Source organism: Xanthomonas hydrangeae, from assembly GCF_032697525.1.
In the GTDB taxonomy this organism is placed as follows: domain Bacteria; phylum Pseudomonadota; class Gammaproteobacteria; order Xanthomonadales; family Xanthomonadaceae; genus Xanthomonas; species Xanthomonas hydrangeae.
On record NZ_CP103836.1, the window covers coordinates 3,137,596 to 3,156,232 of the forward strand.

General features: G+C 64.1%; 16 protein-coding genes, 1 pseudogene and 1 riboswitch. Of the genes and pseudogenes, 9 read left to right on the top strand and 8 right to left on the bottom strand.

Features of this window, described 5'->3' with window-relative positions; translation table 11 throughout:
* Nucleotides 1–8: 8 nt before the first annotated feature.
* Both NYR97_RS13250 and NYR97_RS13255 read left to right on the top strand, forming a co-directional pair.
* On the top strand, nt 9–956 hold the full coding sequence (locus tag NYR97_RS13250) for a Nudix family hydrolase (RefSeq protein WP_316693730.1): 948 nt from the start codon (nt 9–11) through the stop codon (nt 954–956).
* Nucleotides 957–958: 2 nt separating this feature from the next.
* The gene (locus tag NYR97_RS13255) at nt 959–1,471 is read left to right on the top strand and encodes a P-loop nucleotide/nucleoside kinase family protein (protein WP_316693731.1); all 513 of its coding nucleotides are present in this window, start codon (nt 959–961) and stop codon (nt 1,469–1,471) included.
* Between the two features lie 231 nt (nt 1,472–1,702).
* Here the strand turns inward: NYR97_RS13255 and NYR97_RS13260 are convergent, their stop codons facing one another.
* Together NYR97_RS13260 and metF are read right to left on the bottom strand one after the other, a co-directional pair.
* Entirely contained in the window at nt 1,703–2,302 is a 600-nt protein-coding gene (locus tag NYR97_RS13260; protein WP_316693733.1) for a hypothetical protein, read from the bottom strand.
* Nucleotides 2,303–2,503: 201 nt separating this feature from the next.
* On the bottom strand, nt 2,504–3,331 hold the full coding sequence (metF, locus tag NYR97_RS13265) for a methylenetetrahydrofolate reductase [NAD(P)H] (protein WP_023903044.1): 828 nt from the start codon (nt 3,329–3,331) through the stop codon (nt 2,504–2,506).
* Between the two features lie 214 nt (nt 3,332–3,545).
* On the opposite strand from metF, the gene NYR97_RS13270 reads away from it, so the two are divergent.
* The 3 genes and pseudogenes from NYR97_RS13270 to NYR97_RS13280 all read left to right on the top strand — a co-directional run bounded on the left by NYR97_RS13270 (nt 3,546) and on the right by NYR97_RS13280 (nt 6,830).
* Entirely contained in the window at nt 3,546–3,782 is a 237-nt protein-coding gene (locus tag NYR97_RS13270) for a hypothetical protein (RefSeq protein WP_023903043.1), read from the top strand.
* 141 nt (nt 3,783–3,923) lie between these two features.
* Nucleotides 3,924–4,901: an NAD(P)H-quinone oxidoreductase gene (locus NYR97_RS13275; protein WP_316693736.1), complete on the top strand. Its 978-nt coding sequence runs from the start codon at nt 3,924–3,926 to the stop codon at nt 4,899–4,901.
* Nucleotides 4,902–5,060: 159 nt separating this feature from the next.
* Nucleotides 5,061–6,830: pseudogene (locus NYR97_RS13280) on the top strand (S53 family peptidase).
* A gap of 68 nt (nt 6,831–6,898) precedes the next feature.
* Here NYR97_RS13280 and NYR97_RS13285 read toward each other — a convergent pair.
* Nucleotides 6,899–7,297 (bottom strand): VOC family protein, encoded by a 399-nt coding sequence (locus NYR97_RS13285; RefSeq protein WP_316693738.1) that lies wholly within the window; start codon nt 7,295–7,297, stop codon nt 6,899–6,901.
* Nucleotides 7,298–7,712: 415 nt separating this feature from the next.
* Here NYR97_RS13285 and NYR97_RS13290 point away from each other — a divergent pair, with 415 nt between their 5' ends.
* Entirely contained in the window at nt 7,713–8,648 is a 936-nt protein-coding gene (locus NYR97_RS13290) for a Gfo/Idh/MocA family protein (RefSeq protein ID WP_205392396.1), read from the top strand.
* Nucleotides 8,649–8,796: 148 nt separating this feature from the next.
* On the opposite strand, the gene NYR97_RS13295 is transcribed toward NYR97_RS13290, so the two are convergent.
* Nucleotides 8,797–10,467, bottom strand: a complete 1,671-nt coding sequence (locus tag NYR97_RS13295; protein WP_316693743.1) for a histidine phosphatase family protein — start codon at nt 10,465–10,467, stop codon at nt 8,797–8,799.
* A gap of 630 nt (nt 10,468–11,097) precedes the next feature.
* Here NYR97_RS13295 and NYR97_RS13300 point away from each other — a divergent pair.
* Together NYR97_RS13300 and NYR97_RS13305 are read left to right on the top strand one after the other, a co-directional pair.
* Nucleotides 11,098–11,643, top strand: coding sequence for a DUF2058 domain-containing protein (locus NYR97_RS13300; protein ID WP_316693744.1), 546 nt, complete (start codon nt 11,098–11,100; stop codon nt 11,641–11,643).
* Between the two features lie 58 nt (nt 11,644–11,701).
* Complete coding sequence (locus NYR97_RS13305; RefSeq protein ID WP_316693745.1) at nt 11,702–12,259, top strand: DUF3228 family protein; 558 nt, start codon at nt 11,702–11,704, stop codon at nt 12,257–12,259.
* 211 nt (nt 12,260–12,470) lie between these two features.
* On the opposite strand, the gene NYR97_RS13310 is transcribed toward NYR97_RS13305, so the two are convergent.
* From NYR97_RS13310 to ahcY, 4 genes are all read right to left on the bottom strand, one after another.
* Entirely contained in the window at nt 12,471–13,064 is a 594-nt protein-coding gene (locus tag NYR97_RS13310) for a porin family protein (protein ID WP_316693747.1), read from the bottom strand.
* 205 nt (nt 13,065–13,269) lie between these two features.
* Nucleotides 13,270–13,575, bottom strand: coding sequence for a hypothetical protein (locus NYR97_RS13315; protein WP_316693749.1), 306 nt, complete (start codon nt 13,573–13,575; stop codon nt 13,270–13,272).
* Between the two features lie 16 nt (nt 13,576–13,591).
* On the bottom strand, nt 13,592–13,840 hold the full coding sequence (locus NYR97_RS13320) for a hypothetical protein (RefSeq protein WP_316693750.1): 249 nt from the start codon (nt 13,838–13,840) through the stop codon (nt 13,592–13,594).
* A 334-nt stretch (nt 13,841–14,174) separates the two neighbouring features.
* Nucleotides 14,175–15,617, bottom strand: coding sequence for an adenosylhomocysteinase (gene ahcY, locus NYR97_RS13325; protein ID WP_316693752.1), 1,443 nt, complete (start codon nt 15,615–15,617; stop codon nt 14,175–14,177).
* Nucleotides 15,618–15,648: 31 nt separating this feature from the next.
* Nucleotides 15,649–15,761, bottom strand: a riboswitch (S-adenosyl-L-homocysteine riboswitch).
* 138 nt (nt 15,762–15,899) lie between these two features.
* Here ahcY and NYR97_RS13330 point away from each other — a divergent pair.
* On the top strand, nt 15,900–18,434 hold the full coding sequence (locus tag NYR97_RS13330; RefSeq protein WP_316693754.1) for a S9 family peptidase: 2,535 nt from the start codon (nt 15,900–15,902) through the stop codon (nt 18,432–18,434).
* Nucleotides 18,435–18,637: the final 203 nt, after the last annotated feature.

The window sequence follows — 18,637 nt, forward strand, 5'->3', positions numbered from 1 at the left end:
TTGTGTCTATGCCCGATTCTCTGAGATCCATCCACGTCGTTGCAGGCGTGATCACCGACCCCCGCGGCCGCATCCTGCTGACCCGCCGTACCGAAACCCGTGACATGCCCGGCCTGTGGGAGTTTCCCGGCGGCAAGCGCGAACCCGGCGAAACCTCCGAACAGGCACTGGTGCGCGAACTCAACGAAGAGCTCGGTATCGAAGCGCAGGTGGGCAAGTGGCTGATGGATGTGCCGCAGTTGTACCCGGACAAGCGGCTACGCCTGGAAGTGCGCCACATCACTGCATGGAAAGGCAGCCCGCGCGGGCGCGAAGGCCAGGCGATGACCTGGGTGGCCGCAGACAAGCTGACCCGCTATTCGATGCCGCCGGCCGACGTGCCGGTAGTGGGTGTGCTGCGCCAGCCCGACCGCTATCTGATCACGCCCGAACCCGATGACGAGATGCTGTGGCTGGAAGGTCTGGAGCGTGCGCTGCAAGAGGGCGTTACGCGGATCCAGTTGCGTGCGCGCCAGGCCGAGCCCGCGCGCTGGCAGGCATTGCTGCAACAGGTGATGCGCCTGCGTGGTCGTGCGCGCGCGCAGCTGCTGCTCAATCGCGACATCGCGCTGGCCGGCGAACTCGGCATCGGTGTGCATCTGGGATCGGAGCAATTGGCCGCACTGCAACAGCGCCCGCTGCCGGCCGAACAGCTGGTTGCCGCCTCGTGCCACGGATTGGAAGATCTGCGTCACGCACAACGGCTCGGCTGCGATTTTGCGGTACTGGGTCCGGTGCAGACGACGACCTCGCATCCGGGTGCGACACCGTTGGGATGGGACGGTTTCGAAACCTTGCGCGAGCAGGTCTCGCTACCGATCTACGCACTCGGCGGCATGCAGATCGACGACCTGCGCGAAGCACGCTCGCATGGTGCGCAAGGCATTGCGGCGATTCGCTCGCTCTGGCCGCAGTGACGGTGCAGTCAGCGACCCTGGTGGTGTTCGGCGGATTGCCAGGCGTCGGCAAGAGTTCCATTGCGCAGCTGCTGCTCACGCACTGCAATGCGATGTATCTACGCATCGACAGCATCGAGCAAGCGCTGCGCGACAGCGGTGCACTCGCCCACGACGTCGGGCCAGCCGGCTATCTGATTGCCTACGCCATTGCAGAGGCGAATCTGCGCCAACGCCAGGTGGTGGTTGCCGATAGCGTCAATCCCTTGCCGGTCACCCGCGAGGCGTGGCGCGATGTGGCGCGTCGCACACAAAGCCGGCTGCTGGAGATCGAAGTGGTGTGCCGCGATCGCGACGTTCATCGGCAGCGCGTGGAATCGCGGCACAGCGAAATCCCCGGACTTCGCGCGCCTGAGTGGTCGTCCGTACTCACGCATGACTATGTGGCCTGGACCGAGCCGCATTGGGTGATCGACAGCGCGGTGCTGAGTCCGGAGCAAGCGGTTGCAGAGATCATGCGTCGGTTTGCTGCTTAGTCTGAAAGCGTTTGGCGAGCTGTGTGCCTACGTGCGGGCAACGTCATTTGAGAGGGCTGCTCGAAGCAGAGACGGTCATGGCAGCCCACGCGTGCGATAGACCGATGCAATCCCGCTGCCATTTGCGAGCAGTCGTCAGGCAGGTGTGGAGGGCATCGCAGCGCGGTAGATGCCGATTCCGAGCGCTGGCGGCGACTGCCCGGCGATGAGTACAGTCGTTTGTGAGCGGCTTTAGAACGTCACCCAGAAGCAGTTGTACTGCCGGCGCAGGCGCAGCACGCTGCGTGCGGGCGTGCCGCTGGGGAGGTTCTGTTCCAGGCGCAGGCCCCACGGTCGTGGGCGGCTTGGAGTTGCGGGAAGCGGGGCGTCGATGGCGCTGCCGTCCAACGATGGAGCGGCTGTGGCTGTGCTGCCGGCCTCGGCTTCCCAGGTTGGTGTCTCGCTTTGCGGATACATCGGGACGATATCCAGCAACGGGCGTTGCACGATCGCTTCCAGACGGCTCAAGACCTGGTTGGCAGCGGCATCGGATTGCCCGCTCCACAGGTAGAGGCTGGAGAGCCGGTTGACGTCGCGGCTGTCCACCGCCAGTTGCAGCAATGACACCAGTTCGCTCAGCCGACGCGGGCAGCCGTAGCGATACAGGCCGGTGTTGCCCTGCGTGCGAGTGGCCGGTGGCGGACGCGAAGCGGCGCCGACGTCTTCGCAGCGGCGGTCGGTGAACATGGTCTGCCCATCCGGCGTGACGCAGCGGCGGATCTCCTGCGCCTGCACACGCGTGGCGGAGCCGAGGCAGAACAACAGCAACAAAGGCAGCAGGAGGCGAGGCATCGGCGCAGCGTAGCGGGGGGCGTGTGAGCTGGCGAGATGCGTGCGCGCGCAGGTGTGCGTGCGATACCGGCCGGTCACGCGTTCAACCTCGGCAGCACGCGTGCGCATCAGGACCTGCGCGTCGGTGTGCGACGTGTTGTGGTTGTGATACGAGGCCGGCCAAACGCGCGCCGGCAGCGCATGCGCGCGCAAAGCCCGCACTCAGCGCCCGAGCAGTTGCAACACCTGCGTGGTCGGCTTGGCCAGGTTGAGCGTGTAGAAGTGCAGGGCCGGCGCGCCGCCGGCGATCAGGCGTTCGCACACCGTGGCCACCACTTCCGCACCGAAGGCGCGCACCGCATCGGCATCGTCGCCGTAGGACTGCATCTTCTTGCCGATCCAGCGCGGAATCTCCGCGCCGCATTGCTCGGAAAAACGCCGCAGCTGCGAGAAATTGGAGATCGGCATGATGCCGGGGATGATCGGGATCTCCACGCCCATGCGCTGCACCGTGTCGCGGAAATGAAAGTACGCATCAGCGTTGTAGAAGTACTGGGTGATCGCCGCATCGGCGCCGGCATCCACCTTGGCCTTGAAGTAACGTAGATCGCTCAGCGCATCGGTCGCCTGCGGATGGGTTTCCGGATACGCGCCGACTTCGATGCGGAATGCATCGCCATGTTCGGCGCGGATGAAGGCAATCAGGTCGGAGGCATAGCGCAGGTCGCCCGGATGGCCCATGCCCGAAGGCAGATCGCCGCGCAGCGCGACGATGCGGGTGCAGCCGATCGCGCGATAGAGTTTGAGCAGTTCGCGGATTTCCTCGCGGCTGCCGCCGACGCAGGACAGATGCGGGGCGGCTTCGAAGCCATGCTTCTGCTTGAGGTGACGCACCGTCTCGGAGGTGTAGCTGAGCGTGGAGCCGCCGGCACCGAAGGTGCACGACACGTACTCCGGCGCGTAGCCCTTCAACCTGGCCGCGGTGCGGTCCAGCTGCGCGCGCTGGTCGTCGGTCTTGGGCGGGTAGAACTCGAAACTGAGATGCGTCATCGCGGCGGGTCCGGCAGAGCGTGCGGGCATAATATCGCTTCATCGCGATGAATGCATATTTGGTTGCGGGCGTCCCGATTTTCGCGTTCGCCATTATGTGGGCATCGGGGTGCAGGCGTGATATCCGCATGGTTGCGGCTGCTTGCGCGAGGGCATCACTAGCTAGCGCACGCGGTAAGCTTCCAGACCCCACGCCACTTGATCGGAGCGCAACATGCAAGAAGAGGAAATGGATGTCATCGCCGAATCGTTGGGCCGCATCTGGGTCGCGTTGGCGCGCAGCGTCGGCGACCTGGCGCTCGCCCTGGCCGAGCAACCCGGTGTGGATGGCGACAAGTTGCTGAGCGACTTCGCTGCGCGCCTGCCGTCCGGGCAGGACGACGGCACATCGAAGGTGTTCGAGGCGATTCGCCAGTACATCGACCAGGGCGTCGCTCCCAGCGAGGAGTGATACGTGCCATGCGCGTCTGCGTCAGTGCAGGCGCGCGTGGCGATTGGTGGGGTCTTGCGCTGCGCAGCATCGCTGCCCACCTGCGCCAGACGTTGACGCCTGCATGCCTACACTGGACGCACTTTCAACGGAGCGCCTTGCATGAGCGACACCACGATGACCGCCATCGCCATCCGCGATGGCAAGGGCGATGCGGATGCGCTGTATGTCAGCGAGCAACCGCGCCCGCGTCCCGCGCCGGGGCACGTGCTGATCCGCGTGCACGCCGCCGGCATCAATCGTCCCGATCTGCTGCAGCGTGCCGGTCACTATCCGCCGCCGCCCGGCGCGCCGGAGACGCTTGGGCTGGAAATCGCAGGTGAAATCGTGGAGCCGGCCGGTCGCTGGAAAGTGGGCGATCGCGTGTGTGCATTGCTGGGCGGCGGCGGTTACGCGCAGTACGCAGCGGTCGACGCGCGCCATGTGCTGCCGATTCCGGCCGGAATGGATCTGGTGCACGCCGCCGCATTACCGGAAACCATCTTTACCGCCTACGCCAACCTGTTCGAGCACGGCCGGCTCGCGGCCGGCGAGTGGCTGTTGCTGCATGGCGCCACCTCCGGGATCGGCGTCACCGCGATCCAGATGGCCAAGGCCGCCGGCGCGCATGTATTGGCTACCGCACGCTCGGCGGGCAAGGCGGCACAGGCGCGCGAACTGGGCGCCGATGTGGCGATCGACTCCACTGCCGCGTCATTTGTCGCCGTGGCCAAGGCGCACGGCGGTGTGGATGTGTCGCTCGACATGGTGGGCGCGGCGGTGTTCGCCGATACCCTGGAGGCGCTCAATCCGCGCGGGCGCATCGTCTACATCGCCTCGCAGGCCGGTTCGACCATCGAGGTACCGATTCCGCTGCTGATGCGCAAGCAGGCGATCCTCACCGGCTCGACGCTGCGCCCGCGCAGTGCCGACGAAAAGGCGCGTCTTGCGGCGGAAGTGGAGCGCGTGGTGTGGCCGTGGATCGCGCAGGGCAAGCTGCGCGTGCTGCTGGACAAGCGCTTCCCGCTGAGCGAGGCCGCTGCGGCGCACCGCTATCTGGAGCAGGGCAGCCACCTGGGCAAGGTGGTGCTGGAGATGTGACTACGCGCGGTCGCCTGCCGGCATGCGCGTGCGTGTCAGGGAGATGCGCTCCGCGTCCTCGCTAAACGCCGAGCAACTTCGCATTGTGCAGAGTGAATGGTCATACCTGGTCGTAACAATCGGCGGAAGGTGTACTCACTCTCGACAGCGAAGGAATCAATGATGCGGACCTCTTTGGGCGTGGCAGTGCTGGCATCCACCGTGATGGTGTGCAGTACGGGTACTGCGCATGCGGCGACATCTGAACTGCCTGCATCTGGTCAGCTGCCAGCGGTCAGCGCCAGTGCGCCGATGGCGCCGGAGCGCGTTCTGCAGATCAGTCTCGTGCTCAAGCCGCGCACGGATGCGGCCACGCAGCACGCGGCGATCGATCAATGGCTGATGCGCGATGCGGCCGACCCGCTGCTGCGTGGCACGCTGAACAAGAGCGCCGCGTCTGCTACCGGTGACATCGCCCAGGTCAAGGACTACCTGCGCAGGTATGGCATCACCGATGTGCAGGTCGTATCCGACGGCCACGTGTTGCAGGCCAGCGGCACAGCGGCGGCGCTGCAGTCGGCATTCGCGACGACGCTGCGTACGGCCAGCGTCGATGGGCGTGCGGTGTACTTCAATCAGGATGCGATCGCGCTTCCTGCCGCATTGCGGCCCATCGTGCAGGGTGTGGTGGGGTTGGATAACCGCAGTGCTGCCAGATTGACCCACCGCTCGATGGTGCCCGCCGATACGCGTGTCGCTGTCGATCAGGCACCGCATACAAGCACCCAGCACAAGCGCCTCGGAAGTGGTGCGGCATAACGTGGAAGAGCTCGGTAGCGCCTATGGCGCGAATGCGCTTGCACCTGCCAGCAGCGTCGTCGGTGCCATTATCGCGTCCGGCAATCTGGAAAACACGCTGCTACGTCTGCAGCACTTCCAAACGCTGCACGGCCTGCATACGCCGGTCAAGGTAGTGACCGTGGGCGACCCGTCAGCGCCGGGCTTCCGCTCCAGTGCAGATAGCAAGACCAACGAAAGCGAATGGGACATGGACACGCAGCTGCTGGTCGGCAGTGCCGGCGGACTGAAGCAGTTGATCATCTACAACATCCCGGACCTTTCCTGGAAAAGCATGACCGATGGCCTGGCGCGTGCCGCCGACGACAACCTAGCGCGTGTGGTCAGTATGTCGATCTATGCGTCCGAAACCGAAGTGAACGACACCATCTTCCAGGCAATCGATGCCAGCGTGTCCAAGGCGGTCAAACAGGGACAGAACATCCTGATCTGCAGCGGCGACGATGGGATCTATCAACCATTGAGCGCGCGTGCGCGTGCGCCTTACTACGACAGCCTGCTAGGTCATCAGGACCAGCGCCAGGTCGCGTTTCCTGCCTCAGACTCATATGCAATCGCGGTCGGCGCCACGGAACTGCAGACCAAGACCGGTAGCGCAGGCACCTATGCAGCGGAGCGCGTGTGGAATGCCGGAGTGGGCCGCCAGATCAGCCAAGGCGGCCTGAGCAGGGGCGCCGACGCGCCGCAGTGGCAGAAGACCGCGATCGCAGCATAGGTGAGTTCCGGACGCCGCGCGGTGCCGGACGTCAGTTTCAATGGGGCTTTTTCCAGCAGCGCGGAGATCTTGTTGACCGATGCGCAAGGACGGGAGTTTCTTGGATACGTCTGGGGCACCAGCGCTGCCACGCCGACCTTCGCCGGCTATGTCGCGCGGCTGCTGCAATCGCATCCGAACCTGGCTTCATCGGCCCGCAGATCTATCGCTATGCGAGCCAGCGCAGCGATGCGCAACGCAAACATGATGTGCTGGCCGGAACCAATGGCCTGTATGGCGATGGGTATGTGGCCGCAAACGGCTGGGACTTTGCGTCGGGTTGGGGCAGCCTGGATATCGCCGATTTCGACCGTTTCCTGGCGCATGCCTCACCCTGATCCTGCGCAGCTGCCGTGCAGTGCGGCGCCGAGGCGATCGGTGCCGCACTGCATGCAGACACCAGCAGTCATAGCATCGTGTCGACCACCGCTTCAATGTGGTGCCCGTCGGGGTCGATGACGAACGCGGCGTAGTAATCGTCGCCGTAATCCGGCCGCAAGCCGGGCGCGCCGTTGCAGCTGCCGCCATGCTGTAGCGCGGCCAGATGAAAGGCGTTTACCGCGTCGGCGTTTGCTGCGGCAAATGCCAGATGGAAGCCTGCCCCCGGCGCACATTGCGCTGCCGGGCGCTGCTTCAACGCCAGGCTATCGCCGCCTCCGGGCCGGCCGTAGCCGACCGCTTGATCGAGCGTACCCGGCTCCAGATCGGACCACACCCGCACGTAGCCGAGCGCGCCGAGCACCGCGTCGTAGAAGGCCGCCGATGTCTCGATCGTACCAGCGCCCAGCGAAACGTGATGCAACATCGATGTCATCCTTTAATAGTGGCGGCACATCCGCGTGCCGGCGGCGATCGTGGTCTCTGCTGGTGTTTGCGTCAACCGACCCGTTAGAAAGGTCGCCTCGCCGGATGTGCTTTCTGATCCAAACATATGCAGCCGCCCGGTAAAGGCCGCGACCAGCGATGCGTGCTGCAAATGCGCAATGATGCCGCCGCAACGATGCAGCAATGGCCTTTCCCGCGACGGCCACCCGCCACGCAGGTATAGCAAAACAAGCAGGAGCGATGTCTCGCGGCGAGCCGCACCCTGACTTTACACTGCGTCCTCGCGTGCAGAGCTGCGGATCTGCATTGCACCATTGCCGCGTTGGCCCCGCGCAATCGCTTGCCTCCTGCGATCGACGCGGCGCTGTCACTTCCACATCAGCACGAAGGTTTCGATGAAGCATCCAGACGCATTGCGCATTGCCCTTGTCGGTATCGGCAAGATCGCCCGCGACCAGCATGTGCCCACCATCGCCGCGCGCGAGGATGTGCAGCTGGTCGCCACCGTCAGCCGGCACGGCACGGTCGATGGCGTGCCGGCCTATCACACCTTGGAAGAGGCGTTTGCTGCGCATCCGCAGATCGAGGCAGTGGCGTTGTGCACGCCACCGGTCGGGCGGCATGCGCTTGCCCAGGCCGCACTGAGCGCTGGCCGCCATGTGTTCCTGGAAAAACCCCCCGCCGCCACGCTCGCAGAAATCGATGATCTACGTGCGGTGGCGCAGCGTGCGCAACGCAGCCTGTTCACCAGCTGGCATTCGCGGTGTGCCGCCGCTGTGGAGCCTGCGCGGGCGTGGCTGGCCGACAAGCAGATCCTGCGCGCACACATCACCTGGAAAGAAGACATTCGCCATTGGCATCCGGGGCAGGACTGGATTCTGGAGCCGGGCGGCATGGGCGTGTTCGATCCCGGCATCAATGCGTTGTCCATCGTCACGCATCTCTTGCCACGCCCCTTCGCGCTGCGCGAGGCCGAGTTGCATACGCCGGAAAACCGCCAGGCACCGCTATACGCCAAGCTCGCCTTTGTCGATACCGCGGGTGTGCCGGTGACGGCCGAATTCGACTTCCTGCAAACCGGTCATCAGCGCTGGGATATCGAGGTGGAAACCACCGCAGGCCTGCTCATGCTCAGCGAGGGCGGTGCCAGGCTCAGCATCGATGGCCAGGCGCAGGCAGTGGATGCGGCCGGCGAGTACGACGGCTTGTATCGGCGCTTTGTGCAGCTGGTGCGCAGCGGCGAGTCGGAAGTGGATGTCGCGCCATTCGTGCACGTTGCCGACGCGTTTCTGCTGGCTGCACGCAAGGTTACCGCGCCGTTTGCCTGGTAGTCGGTCGCGCTTTCCAGGGTGCTGCAGCATTGCAAACACCGGCCATTGGCCGGTGTTTTTTTGCGTCAGAGACCGCGCGTTTCCACGAGCGTATTCCAGCGAATCGGCAGCAAACGGCTCGGGTCGACACTTCTGCTGCCGGCATGTCTCAGCGACTGTCCAGCACCGCCTCGTCCTGCCCGACCGTGGCGGTCGTGGTCACGCCATTGGCTGAAGTGGAGCGACGCGCAAGCTTGCGCATCGCAGGTGCGATCTGCGCGCGGAAGCGCCTGACCACCCATGCCTCGTCCAGCAGCGCAAACGCAAAGAAGCCCAGCAAGGTACCGGCGACCAGCGTGGGCGCGTGCGCAAACGTGCCGGGCAGCAACAGGCTCAGCCACAAAAAGATATTGGGCGAGGTCTGCAGCAGATGGATGTCCGAGGCGATGGCGGCACTGATGCGCTTGCCGGTCATCGCCTGGTGCGCGTGCAGATAGAGCGCGCTGCCCACGCGGCATGCCATCAGTAGCGTAAACGGCAGCAGCAGTGCGGCCCACGCCGGCCAGCCACCGTGCAGCAGTGCATCGGCCAGCGCCGCTCCGTCGGCGCGCAGCGAGACCAGCAAGGCCATCGGCACCATCGTCAATGAGCCAACCCAGCCCCAGTTGGTTGCGAGCTTGCCGGCCGCGATCGGGCGCGCACGCCGCCAGCGCTGTGCGAGCAAGCAGGGCAACGCCAAGGCAAGCAGCAGCACCACGAAGAAGCGCTCCAGCGCATGCGCGTTGCCCAGCACTTCGCGATGGTCCACATACAACACCAATAACAGCACAGGCAGCAGGATCGACAGCACCAGCGTGTAGCGTGCCGCAAAAAAATAATCGCCACCGCGCGCCAGCGAAAAGGTCGGTACCGACAAGGCCGGCGGTACGATCAGCAACAAGCCGATCACATGGATCCATTCGTTCTGGAAGTGTGTGAGCAGGAACATGGCACACAGCGCACGTGCCACGCTGATGACGCTGAGCGCGATGTTTTCCTGACCTTGGGTCAGGCGCAGTGCGCCCGGTTCGATACGCAGCGACAGGAAGAAGGCATTCGCTGCCAGCAGCGCGACGATGGCGGTGGTGGTGACGACATGCGGAAGACTGACGCCCAGGCAAGACAGTGCGAAGCCGCTGATTGCCGCGAGCAACATCCATTGCAACAGGTGGATCTCGGTCTGCTCGCCCAGATAATTCATGCGCGAGGAGCTGCGCGCGGTCATTTGCTTTAGTTCGTCCCACGACAGCGGGCGCGAATTGGGCAGGCGGAAGTCGATGTACTCGGCAGGCGGCAGGCCAGAGGCAATCAGCGCGAACACTTCGACGATGTACTTGTGCGCCACCACCAGGACCTGCTTACCTTGTCGATCCAGCGGTGCCAGCACGGTGTCGTAGTAGTGCTTGCAACGCGCGTACATGTCCATCCAGTGTTCGCCATCGGGTGGCGCTCCATCAGCGTCGTGAAAGCAGGCGTCGTAGAGACGGTGGCCGATCGACTTCTTGATCAAGGTCTTGTTCTTGCCGGCAAAAATGCCGAAATCGCGCTCCACCAAGGCGGCGCTCGAGCGCACCTGCGGGTTGCCTTGCGCACCCTCCAAGATGATGGCCGCCGTGGCCTGTGCACGCTCCAATGTGGACACATGCACTTCGTCGAAACGTAATGCGCGTTGGCACACGTAGCGTGCTGCCTGCTGTGCCTGGCGACGGCCGAGCGGCGTGAGCGGTGAGTTCTGCGCACCGGCAAAATAGTTCTGTTCGTTGGCGAGCGACTCACCATGGCGCACGAAATAGAGAGGCATCGCATTGCTCCGGTCTACTGCACGGTTCATCGAGACTGAGGCGTCGCTGCCTGAAGCAAGGCGGCGTCGCCTCATCGGGGGATAGCTGCGACGCATGCGGTGTGCTGATCACACTGCATGCGTGGAGTTGCCCACGTAGGTCCGGCGAACAAGCGGCTTCGTTGCAGTCGCGAGATTTCTTTTTTCAATCAATGCGAGTTGAACGCGAGCGCGCATTGATGGTGCTGCGATATTTCGCTCCCTCTGCGTTGCCGCATCACGAGTGCGAGCGTTGCTGAAAACATAAGAAAATTGCGCAAATTATTCGGGAGATAAAATCCTCCGCACGCGATGACGCGGCAGAGGCACTGTGTGGATCGCACCATGACGGCGTATTTTCAAGTTCACAGGTGCGCTACAGGTCACCTTGTCGTGCGATGAGAACAGTGGCGTATGGCGTATTCGCCTGGATTGCCTGGTAACTCAACGACGCCAGAGACGTGCCCCGCACGCCGGCAGGGGGATGGGGATGACGCGTGCTGTCCAGGCATGGCCGGCGGATGAAGCAGATGCGCCCGGTAAGCGCGCCGAGCACCAGGACCACGCGCAGGCCGCTAAACTATGCCCATACCCACCTGCCGATCCATTCCCATGCGCAATCCACTGCAAGAACAACTGCTCAAGGCTGGCCTGGTCAAGAAGGCCCAGGTGGACAAGGTCGCACGCGAGCAGCTCAAGCAGCGTCACGCCAAGGGCGCAGCGGTGGCGCCGGCAGACGTGGACAAGGTGGATACCGCGCGTCTGCAGGCCGAGCGCGCCGAACGCGATCGTGCGCTGGCCGAGGAGCGCAAGGTGCAACTTCGGCGGCAGGAGGTGCTGGCCCAGGTCCGGCAGATCGTGGAGACCAGCAAGGTCAAGCGCGAGGGCGAGATCGACTACCGTTTCAACGACGGCAGCGTCATCCGTAGCGTGCTGGTCAATCCCACGCTGCGCAGCCAGTTGGCAAGTGGCGCACTGGTGATCGCACGCCACGGCGACGGCTTCGAGCTGATTCCACGCGCAGCCGCCGACAAGATTTATAGCCGCGATGCGGACACCGTGGTGCTGGACCATGGCCGCGGCAGCGCCCCGGCAGCGACAGACAGCGACGATGACTACTACAGCCAGTTCAAGGTGCCGGACGATCTGATCTGGTGAGTGGCCGCGTGCAGGGCTGCACGCTACCCTGGCGGTCTTTGTCACCTCCAACACTGCCATGTCGATCGTTCTAACGCCGTTCGCCCGTACCCGCCTGTTCCCGCGCGGTGGTCGCGGCAACGCCATCCAGGACTGCACACCCGAGCAGTTCATCCAGCGGCTCAATGACGACGTGCCGGTGCGCGTGATCGAAGGCTATGCACCGTTCTGCCGGCTGCATGTGCACCGCAACTGGACCTCGACCCGCTGCCTTACCGCGCCGATCACCGGCGACAATCGTCACTTGCTGTGTTCCGGCTACGAGGCGCGCAGTACGCAGGAATTGCCGGTGCTGGTGCGTTGGTTCGAAGGTGTCGAACCGCCGGTGGCCACGTATCTCTTGCCGATTTTGTATAGCCGCGATCAGCTGGCGAAAGAAGGCTCGCCGATCGACGCTGACTGGGGCGTGGTCGGTTGCCTCTGCACCACCGAACCGGAAGAAATCCCGATGGCGCCGATCACGATGTTGCGCAACGCACTGGGCGTGGAAGAAGGCGGCTCCGGCACACCGCTTGATCGTGACGCGTATCGGCGCAGCGTTGCGTTCTGGGAACGCAATGCGAATTGGCGGCCGTAGCAGGCAGATCGCTCGTGTCGTATCGTGCGATTTTCGCGCGGCAGACAAAGGAGCGCTGCTCTTGAACTCAGGTCTGTGGGCGGCGCGGTGCTGCTTCGCCGCCGCGCGCGTATCCTTTCCCTGAGCGTGAGATGTGGTTGCACTTACGACTGCAGAGCCGGGCTGCGTTTGCTGTTTTCTGACTCGCCGCAGCTCGACATTCTGATGACTGTCAGAACCGATATTCGGCATTCACCGACGCCATGTCGGTGCTCAAGTCCACTTCGAATTTCTTGGCGTTGTAATGGTCGTAGTTGGCGCCGATGCTGAAGTGTTCGCCCAGGTTGTAGCCCACGCCGGCGCCTGCATACCAAGACAGCTTGTCCAGGTCGGCGCGGTCCGACACGGTGTCATTGCGCAGGCCTTGACCCTTCCAGCCATACAGCCCACCACGCATGCTGGCATACCACTTGTCGCCGAGTGCGAAGCGCTGATTCACGCCCACCGTCCATCCACGCAGCTGGCTCTGGTCTTCGACGATCGCGTCACCGTTGAAGAGATTTTTCGCCTGGATGTTGCCAAGATCGTTGTAGCCAGCTTCCAGACCAATCGATAGCCATGGGAACAGCACGTTCCAGCGATACCCGGCGGAGACGTTGTAGCCGGTATCGCTCCCATCGTATGGCCCGCTCTTGAGCGAGGTGCGGCCGACGCCGCCGTTGACGAACCACCCTGATCCGTCGCCGGATGCACTCTGTGCAAAAACATCGGGTGCGGCTGTCAGGACCAGCGTCGAAAGCGCCAACGTGAGCATGCTTTTTTTCATGACAAGTTCTCTTGAGAATACGAATGCGGCAGGGAATCACCAACGTAGGCCATGAATCGGCGCAAGCGTTGCAGCGCGACCTTAATCAGCGGAGTTTGGAAAGTCGTTAGCCGCAGGCGTGTGTGTGCAGCAGCCGACATTCTCAAGTGCACCGTTGCGTTGATTGCGCCTGGCGAGCCGCCGGTCACCCTCGCGTAGATGTGCGCTAGCCGACGCCGAGCACGGGCATGTCGGGGGCGACCCATGCAACGGTAGTGATCGCGCCTTGCACCAGTCCCTGATCTCTGAGCCACGCGAACACGGCAGCGGGCGGCCAACCTGCAGGTGCGTCGGCAAATGGAATCTGCAGTGATTGCAGCAGGCTGAGGATTTCGGAAAGTTCTTGAGGGGTCTTGAAGCTCAGACTCATGCCGTCTTGTATCGAAGTACCGCGCGCTAGTAATTTCTGGCGCATGGCAACTTGGCAAATGACATGGACATGTTGATCCAGCACAGCGGAAACATGGTTCATGCGCTGCAGCTGATGCTCAGATTTCGCTCAGGATGTGGGTGCGGCGCTGGTGGTATTTCGCATCCGTGATCAGCTGCTGCGACCTCAGAGTGTCCAGTTCCAACAGTCTGGATTGAGCGGTCTTTGGTGCCGCTGACCCTGTCGTCGCGATTGGTGATTTGCGCGACGCCCGCTTTGCGACCCAGACGATCAGGCTGATGGCAGCAGCGATGCTGCAAAAAAAGAAGAGAACGATGATCCAGTGCCAGATGCTAAAGCCGCCCATGTTGTTTCCTTTCGACCATGGGTGTTACGTAGTGATCGGTCAGTCTTGCCGCCACGCCGGGTAATTTGCAAGCCTTGAGTGAGTATCGCATACAGGAATAGCTGGCACGCCCACGGCAAAGCTGTCGCGGGAGCTCTTGAGTTTCCATGGCGTATTGCTCAAAACGTTGCACTTGCGACGCGTGTTGATGTCGCCGCATGTTGCGAGCGTAGTTTGATTGCCATGTGGGTCCGCTTCCACGCATGACCATCCAGCATTCTGCAACGAAAACGGGCGCCTTTCGGCGCCCGTTCTGCTCAACCTGTGACATCCGGGCAATCATCAGCCCAGGTGATCAGTAGCGATAATGATCCGGCTTGTAAGGGCCAGCCACGTCCACGCCCAGATACTCGGCCTGGTCCTTGGTCAAAGTGGTCAGCTTGACGCCGATCTTTTCCAGATGCAGACGCGCAACTTCTTCATCCAGGTGCTTGGGCAGGATGTAGACCTTCTTCTCGTAGCTGTCGCGCTTTTCCCACAGGTCGATCTGCGCCAGGGTCTGGTTGGCGAACGAGTTGGACATCACGAAGCTCGGGTGACCGGTGGCGCAGCCCAGGTTGACCAGGCGACCGTCGGCCAGCAGGAAGATCGCGTTGCCGTTGCCGAACACGTACTTGTCGACCTGCGGCTTGATGTTGATCTTCTCAACGCCCTTGAGTGCATTCAGCGCATCGACCTGGATCTCGTTGTCGAAGTGACCGATGTTGCACACGATGGCCTGGTCCTTCATCGCCTGCAGGTGCTCGACGGTGATGATGTCCTTGTTGCCGGTGGTGGTGACATAGATGTCGCCGCGGCCCAGGGTGGATTCGATGGTGTTGACCTCGAAGCCTTCCATCGACGCCTGCAGCGCACAGATCGGGTCGATCTCGGTGACGATCACGCGGGCACCGTAGGCACGCAGCGAGGCGGCACTGCCCTTGCCGACGTCGCCGTAACCGCAGACCACGGCAACCTTGCCGGCCAGCATCACGTCCATCGCGCGCTTGAGGCCGTCGGCCAGCGACTCGCGGCAGCCGTAGAGGTTGTCGAACTTGCTCTTGGTGACCGAGTCGTTGACGTTGATGGCCGGGATCAGCAGCTTGCCGGCCTCGGCGATCTGATACAGGCGGTGCACGCCGGTGGTGGTCTCTTCGGAGACGCCCTTCCAGTCCTTGACCACGCGGGTCCAGTACCCCGGGCGCTCGACGGCCACGCGCTTGAGCAGCGCCTTGATCACGCCTTCTTCGTGCGAAGCAGCCGGCTCGTCGACCCAGGTCGAACCATTTTCGAGCTCATAGCCCTTGTGAATCAGCAGGGTGACGTCGCCACCGTCGTCCACCACCAGTTCCGGACCGGTCTGGGTGCCGTCGGGCAGGGTGAAGGTCAGCGCGTCCAGGGTGCAGTCCCAATACTCTTCCAGCGTCTCGCCCTTCCAGGCGAACACGGGGGTGCCGGTGACCGCGATCGCAGCAGCGGCATGGTCCTGGGTGGAGAAGATGTTGCACGACGCCCAGCGCACGTTGGCACCGATGTCCTTGAGCGTTTCGATCAGCACGGCGGTCTGGATGGTCATGTGCAGCGAGCCGGTGATGCGCACGTCCTTGAGCGGCTTGCTGGTGGCGTGCTTGCGACGGATCGACATCAGGCCCGGCATCTCGTGCTCGGCGATGTCCAGCTCCTTGCGGCCCCAATCGGCCAGGGAGAGGTCGGCGACCTTGTAGTCGTTGTGTGGGGCGATTTTCGTGACAGCGTTCATGCAATAGCTCCGGTAGGCAGATCGATGTCTGCAATTCCGGGCGCCGTTGAACGGTGAATGCTTGTCGAGCCTGGCCGTGTGCCTGCACGGTTTGTGCAGTTGGCGGATCAGTCCGCCATACCGGTCGCAGCGCCCCTCGACGAGAGCGGTGATTATATCGGCAGCACCCCCCTCCGGCATGAATTGGCCGGCATGAATTGGCATGACCCCCAACCAACGGCAGGGGAGTCGCCGACGAGTGGCTGCTATGGTCCAGGGTCGATCGAGACCGGGAGTGGGACAATGCAGGCGAAACGGAATGCGCACGGCTGGCGGCAGCACACATGGGCATTGGCGTGGGCGGGCGCAGGAGCGCTGGGGTTGAGCGCGCCATTGCTGGCAGCTGCGGTCAGCACACCGGTCGCCCAGTCCGCTGCCGCAGCAAGCAGCGGGTATCAGCTGCCCTCCAAGGCGCTGCAGGCGGTGGTCGACGCACCGCGCGCGCCGCTGCTGCACCTCTCGCCCAAACGCGATCTGGCTGCGATGCTGCAGTTGCCGGCATTGCCGGATATCGCCGAGGTGGCCCAGCCCGAGCTCAAGCTGGCCGGCCTGCGCATCCATCCCAAGACGTTCGCCAGCAGCCGGTTTGCCTTTGCCGGCAAGCTGTGGCTGCTGTCGGTGGCCGATGGCAGCGAGCGGCAGATCGCCGGGCTGCCGACGCCGTTGTCGCTGGCCACGTTGAGCTGGTCGCCGGACCAGCGCTACCTGGCATTCCGCCGCGAGGACGCGACCAGCGGCGCCAACGAACTGTGGCTGGTGGACGTGGCGGCCGGGCAGGCCAGGCGTCTGGTCACTGGCTTGAACACCAGCGTCGACGACGAGTTGCACTGGTTGCCCGACGGCAGCGGACTGCTGTTGCAACAGCAAGTGGCAGGGCAGGGCGCGCCGCCTGCCCGCGACGCAGTGCCAAACGGCCCGGCGACCCAGCAGACCAGTGCCGCCGCCGGGGTGCGCTCGCTGCCGACCTACCAGGACCTGCTGCGCAACGAGGCCGATGCGCGCGTGTTCGAGTACTACGCCACCGGCCAGCCGATTATCGTCACGGTGAGCGGGCAGGTGCGCCCGATCGCCGCGCCCGGCATCTACCTCAACCTGTCGGTGTCGCCGGATGGCCGTTACCTCCTGAGCGAACGTAGCGAGCGGCCGTTCTCGTATGTGGTGCCGGTGGACAATTTCGCGCGTCGCATCGAAGTGATGGACCTGCAGGGCAAGCTGGTGCGGCAGATCGCCCAGCTGCCGCTGGTGGAAGGCCTGCCGACCGGCAACGACGCGGTGCCCACCGGCGTGCGCGACATCAGCTGGCGGCATGATGCGCCGGCCACGTTGGTCTGGGCCGAGGCGCAGGACGGCGGCGACCCGGCACGCGCCAGCACGATCCGCGATGCGGTGCTGATGCAGGCAGCGCCGTTTGCGCGTGCACCGGTGACGCTGGCGCGGTTGGGCAGCCGCTTCGATGGCATCCAATGGGGCCGGGGCGATCTGGCCATCCTCACCGAGAGCTGGTGGAAGACCCGCCGCACCAAACAATGGCGCATCGCCCCGGACCAACCGCAGCGTGCGCCCGAACTACTGTGGGACCGCTCCTCGCAAGACCGCTATAACGATCCCGGCACGCCGGCGACGGTGGCCGGTGGCAAGGGCCGCGCGCTGCTGCAGACCGGTGCCGATGGCAACAGCCTGTTCCTGCTCGGCAAGGGCGCCTCGCCGGAAGGCGACCGCCCGTTCGTGGACCGCTTCGATCTGCAGAGCAAACGCGCCACGCGCCTGTTCCATTCGCAGGCACCGACCTATTCCGCGCCGCTGGCATTGCTGGATGCGCAAGGCACGCAGTTGCTGCTCAGCCGCGAATCGCCCGAGGAGCCTGCCAATTACTTCGTGCAGGCGCTGGGCGATGCAGCGCCTGCGCCGCGCGCACTGACGCAGTTCGCGCATCCCTTGCCGCAGTTGCGCGGCGTGCAGAAGGAGCAGATCCGCTACAAGCGCGCCGATGGCGTGGACCTTACCGCCACGCTGCTGCTGCCGCCCGGTTACGACCCCAAGCGCGACGGCCCGCGGCCGCTGCTGATGTGGGCCTACCCGGGTGAGTTCAAGAGTGCCGACACCGCCAGCCAGGTCACCGACTCGCCGTACCGCTTCAACGCGATCAGCTACTGGGGCCCGCAGGCGTTTCTGGCGATCGGCTATGTGGTGCTCAACAACCCGACCATGCCCATCGTCGGCGAAGGCGATGCCGAACCCAACGATACCTATGTGCCGCAGCTGGTCGCCGACGCGCAGGCGGCCGTGGATGAAGTGGTGCGGCGCGGAGTCACCGACCGCGAACACATCGCCATCGGCGGGCATTCGTATGGCGCCTTCATGACCGCCAACCTGCTTGCGCATACGCGGTTGTTCAAGGCCGGCATCGCGCGCAGCGGTGCCTACAACCGCACGCTCACGCCATTCGGTTTTCAGGCCGAAGAACGCAATTACTGGCAGGCGCAATCGGTGTATCAGGCGATGTCGCCGTTCAACTACGCCGACAAGATCAAGGACCCGTTGCTGCTGATCCACGGCCAGGACGACAACAACACCGGCACCTTCCCGATTCAGAGCGAGCGCATGTTCGCTGCGATCAAGGGCCTGGGCGGTAACGCGCGGTTGGTACTGCTGCCCAACGAGTCGCATGCCTACCGTGCGCGGCAGTCGATCCTGCAGATGCTGGCCGAGAGCGAGCAGTGGTTGAAGACCAATCTCGGTGAGCCGGTGAAGGATGCGGGCGCTGCACGCGCGCGTTGATCGAGCGCGCGCTGGCACTGTAGGAGCGCGCTGGCGCGCGATGCGGCGTCACCGGTGAAGCGTCGTCGCGCCCGGGTGCGCTCCTACGGTGGATGCGGCCGCCGCGCGTGCCGGGAAGATGTGCTGCGGCATCCACACGATTGCCGCGATCACCCGTAGGAGCGCACCCGGGCGCGACGAGGCATGACCAGGACAACCCCACC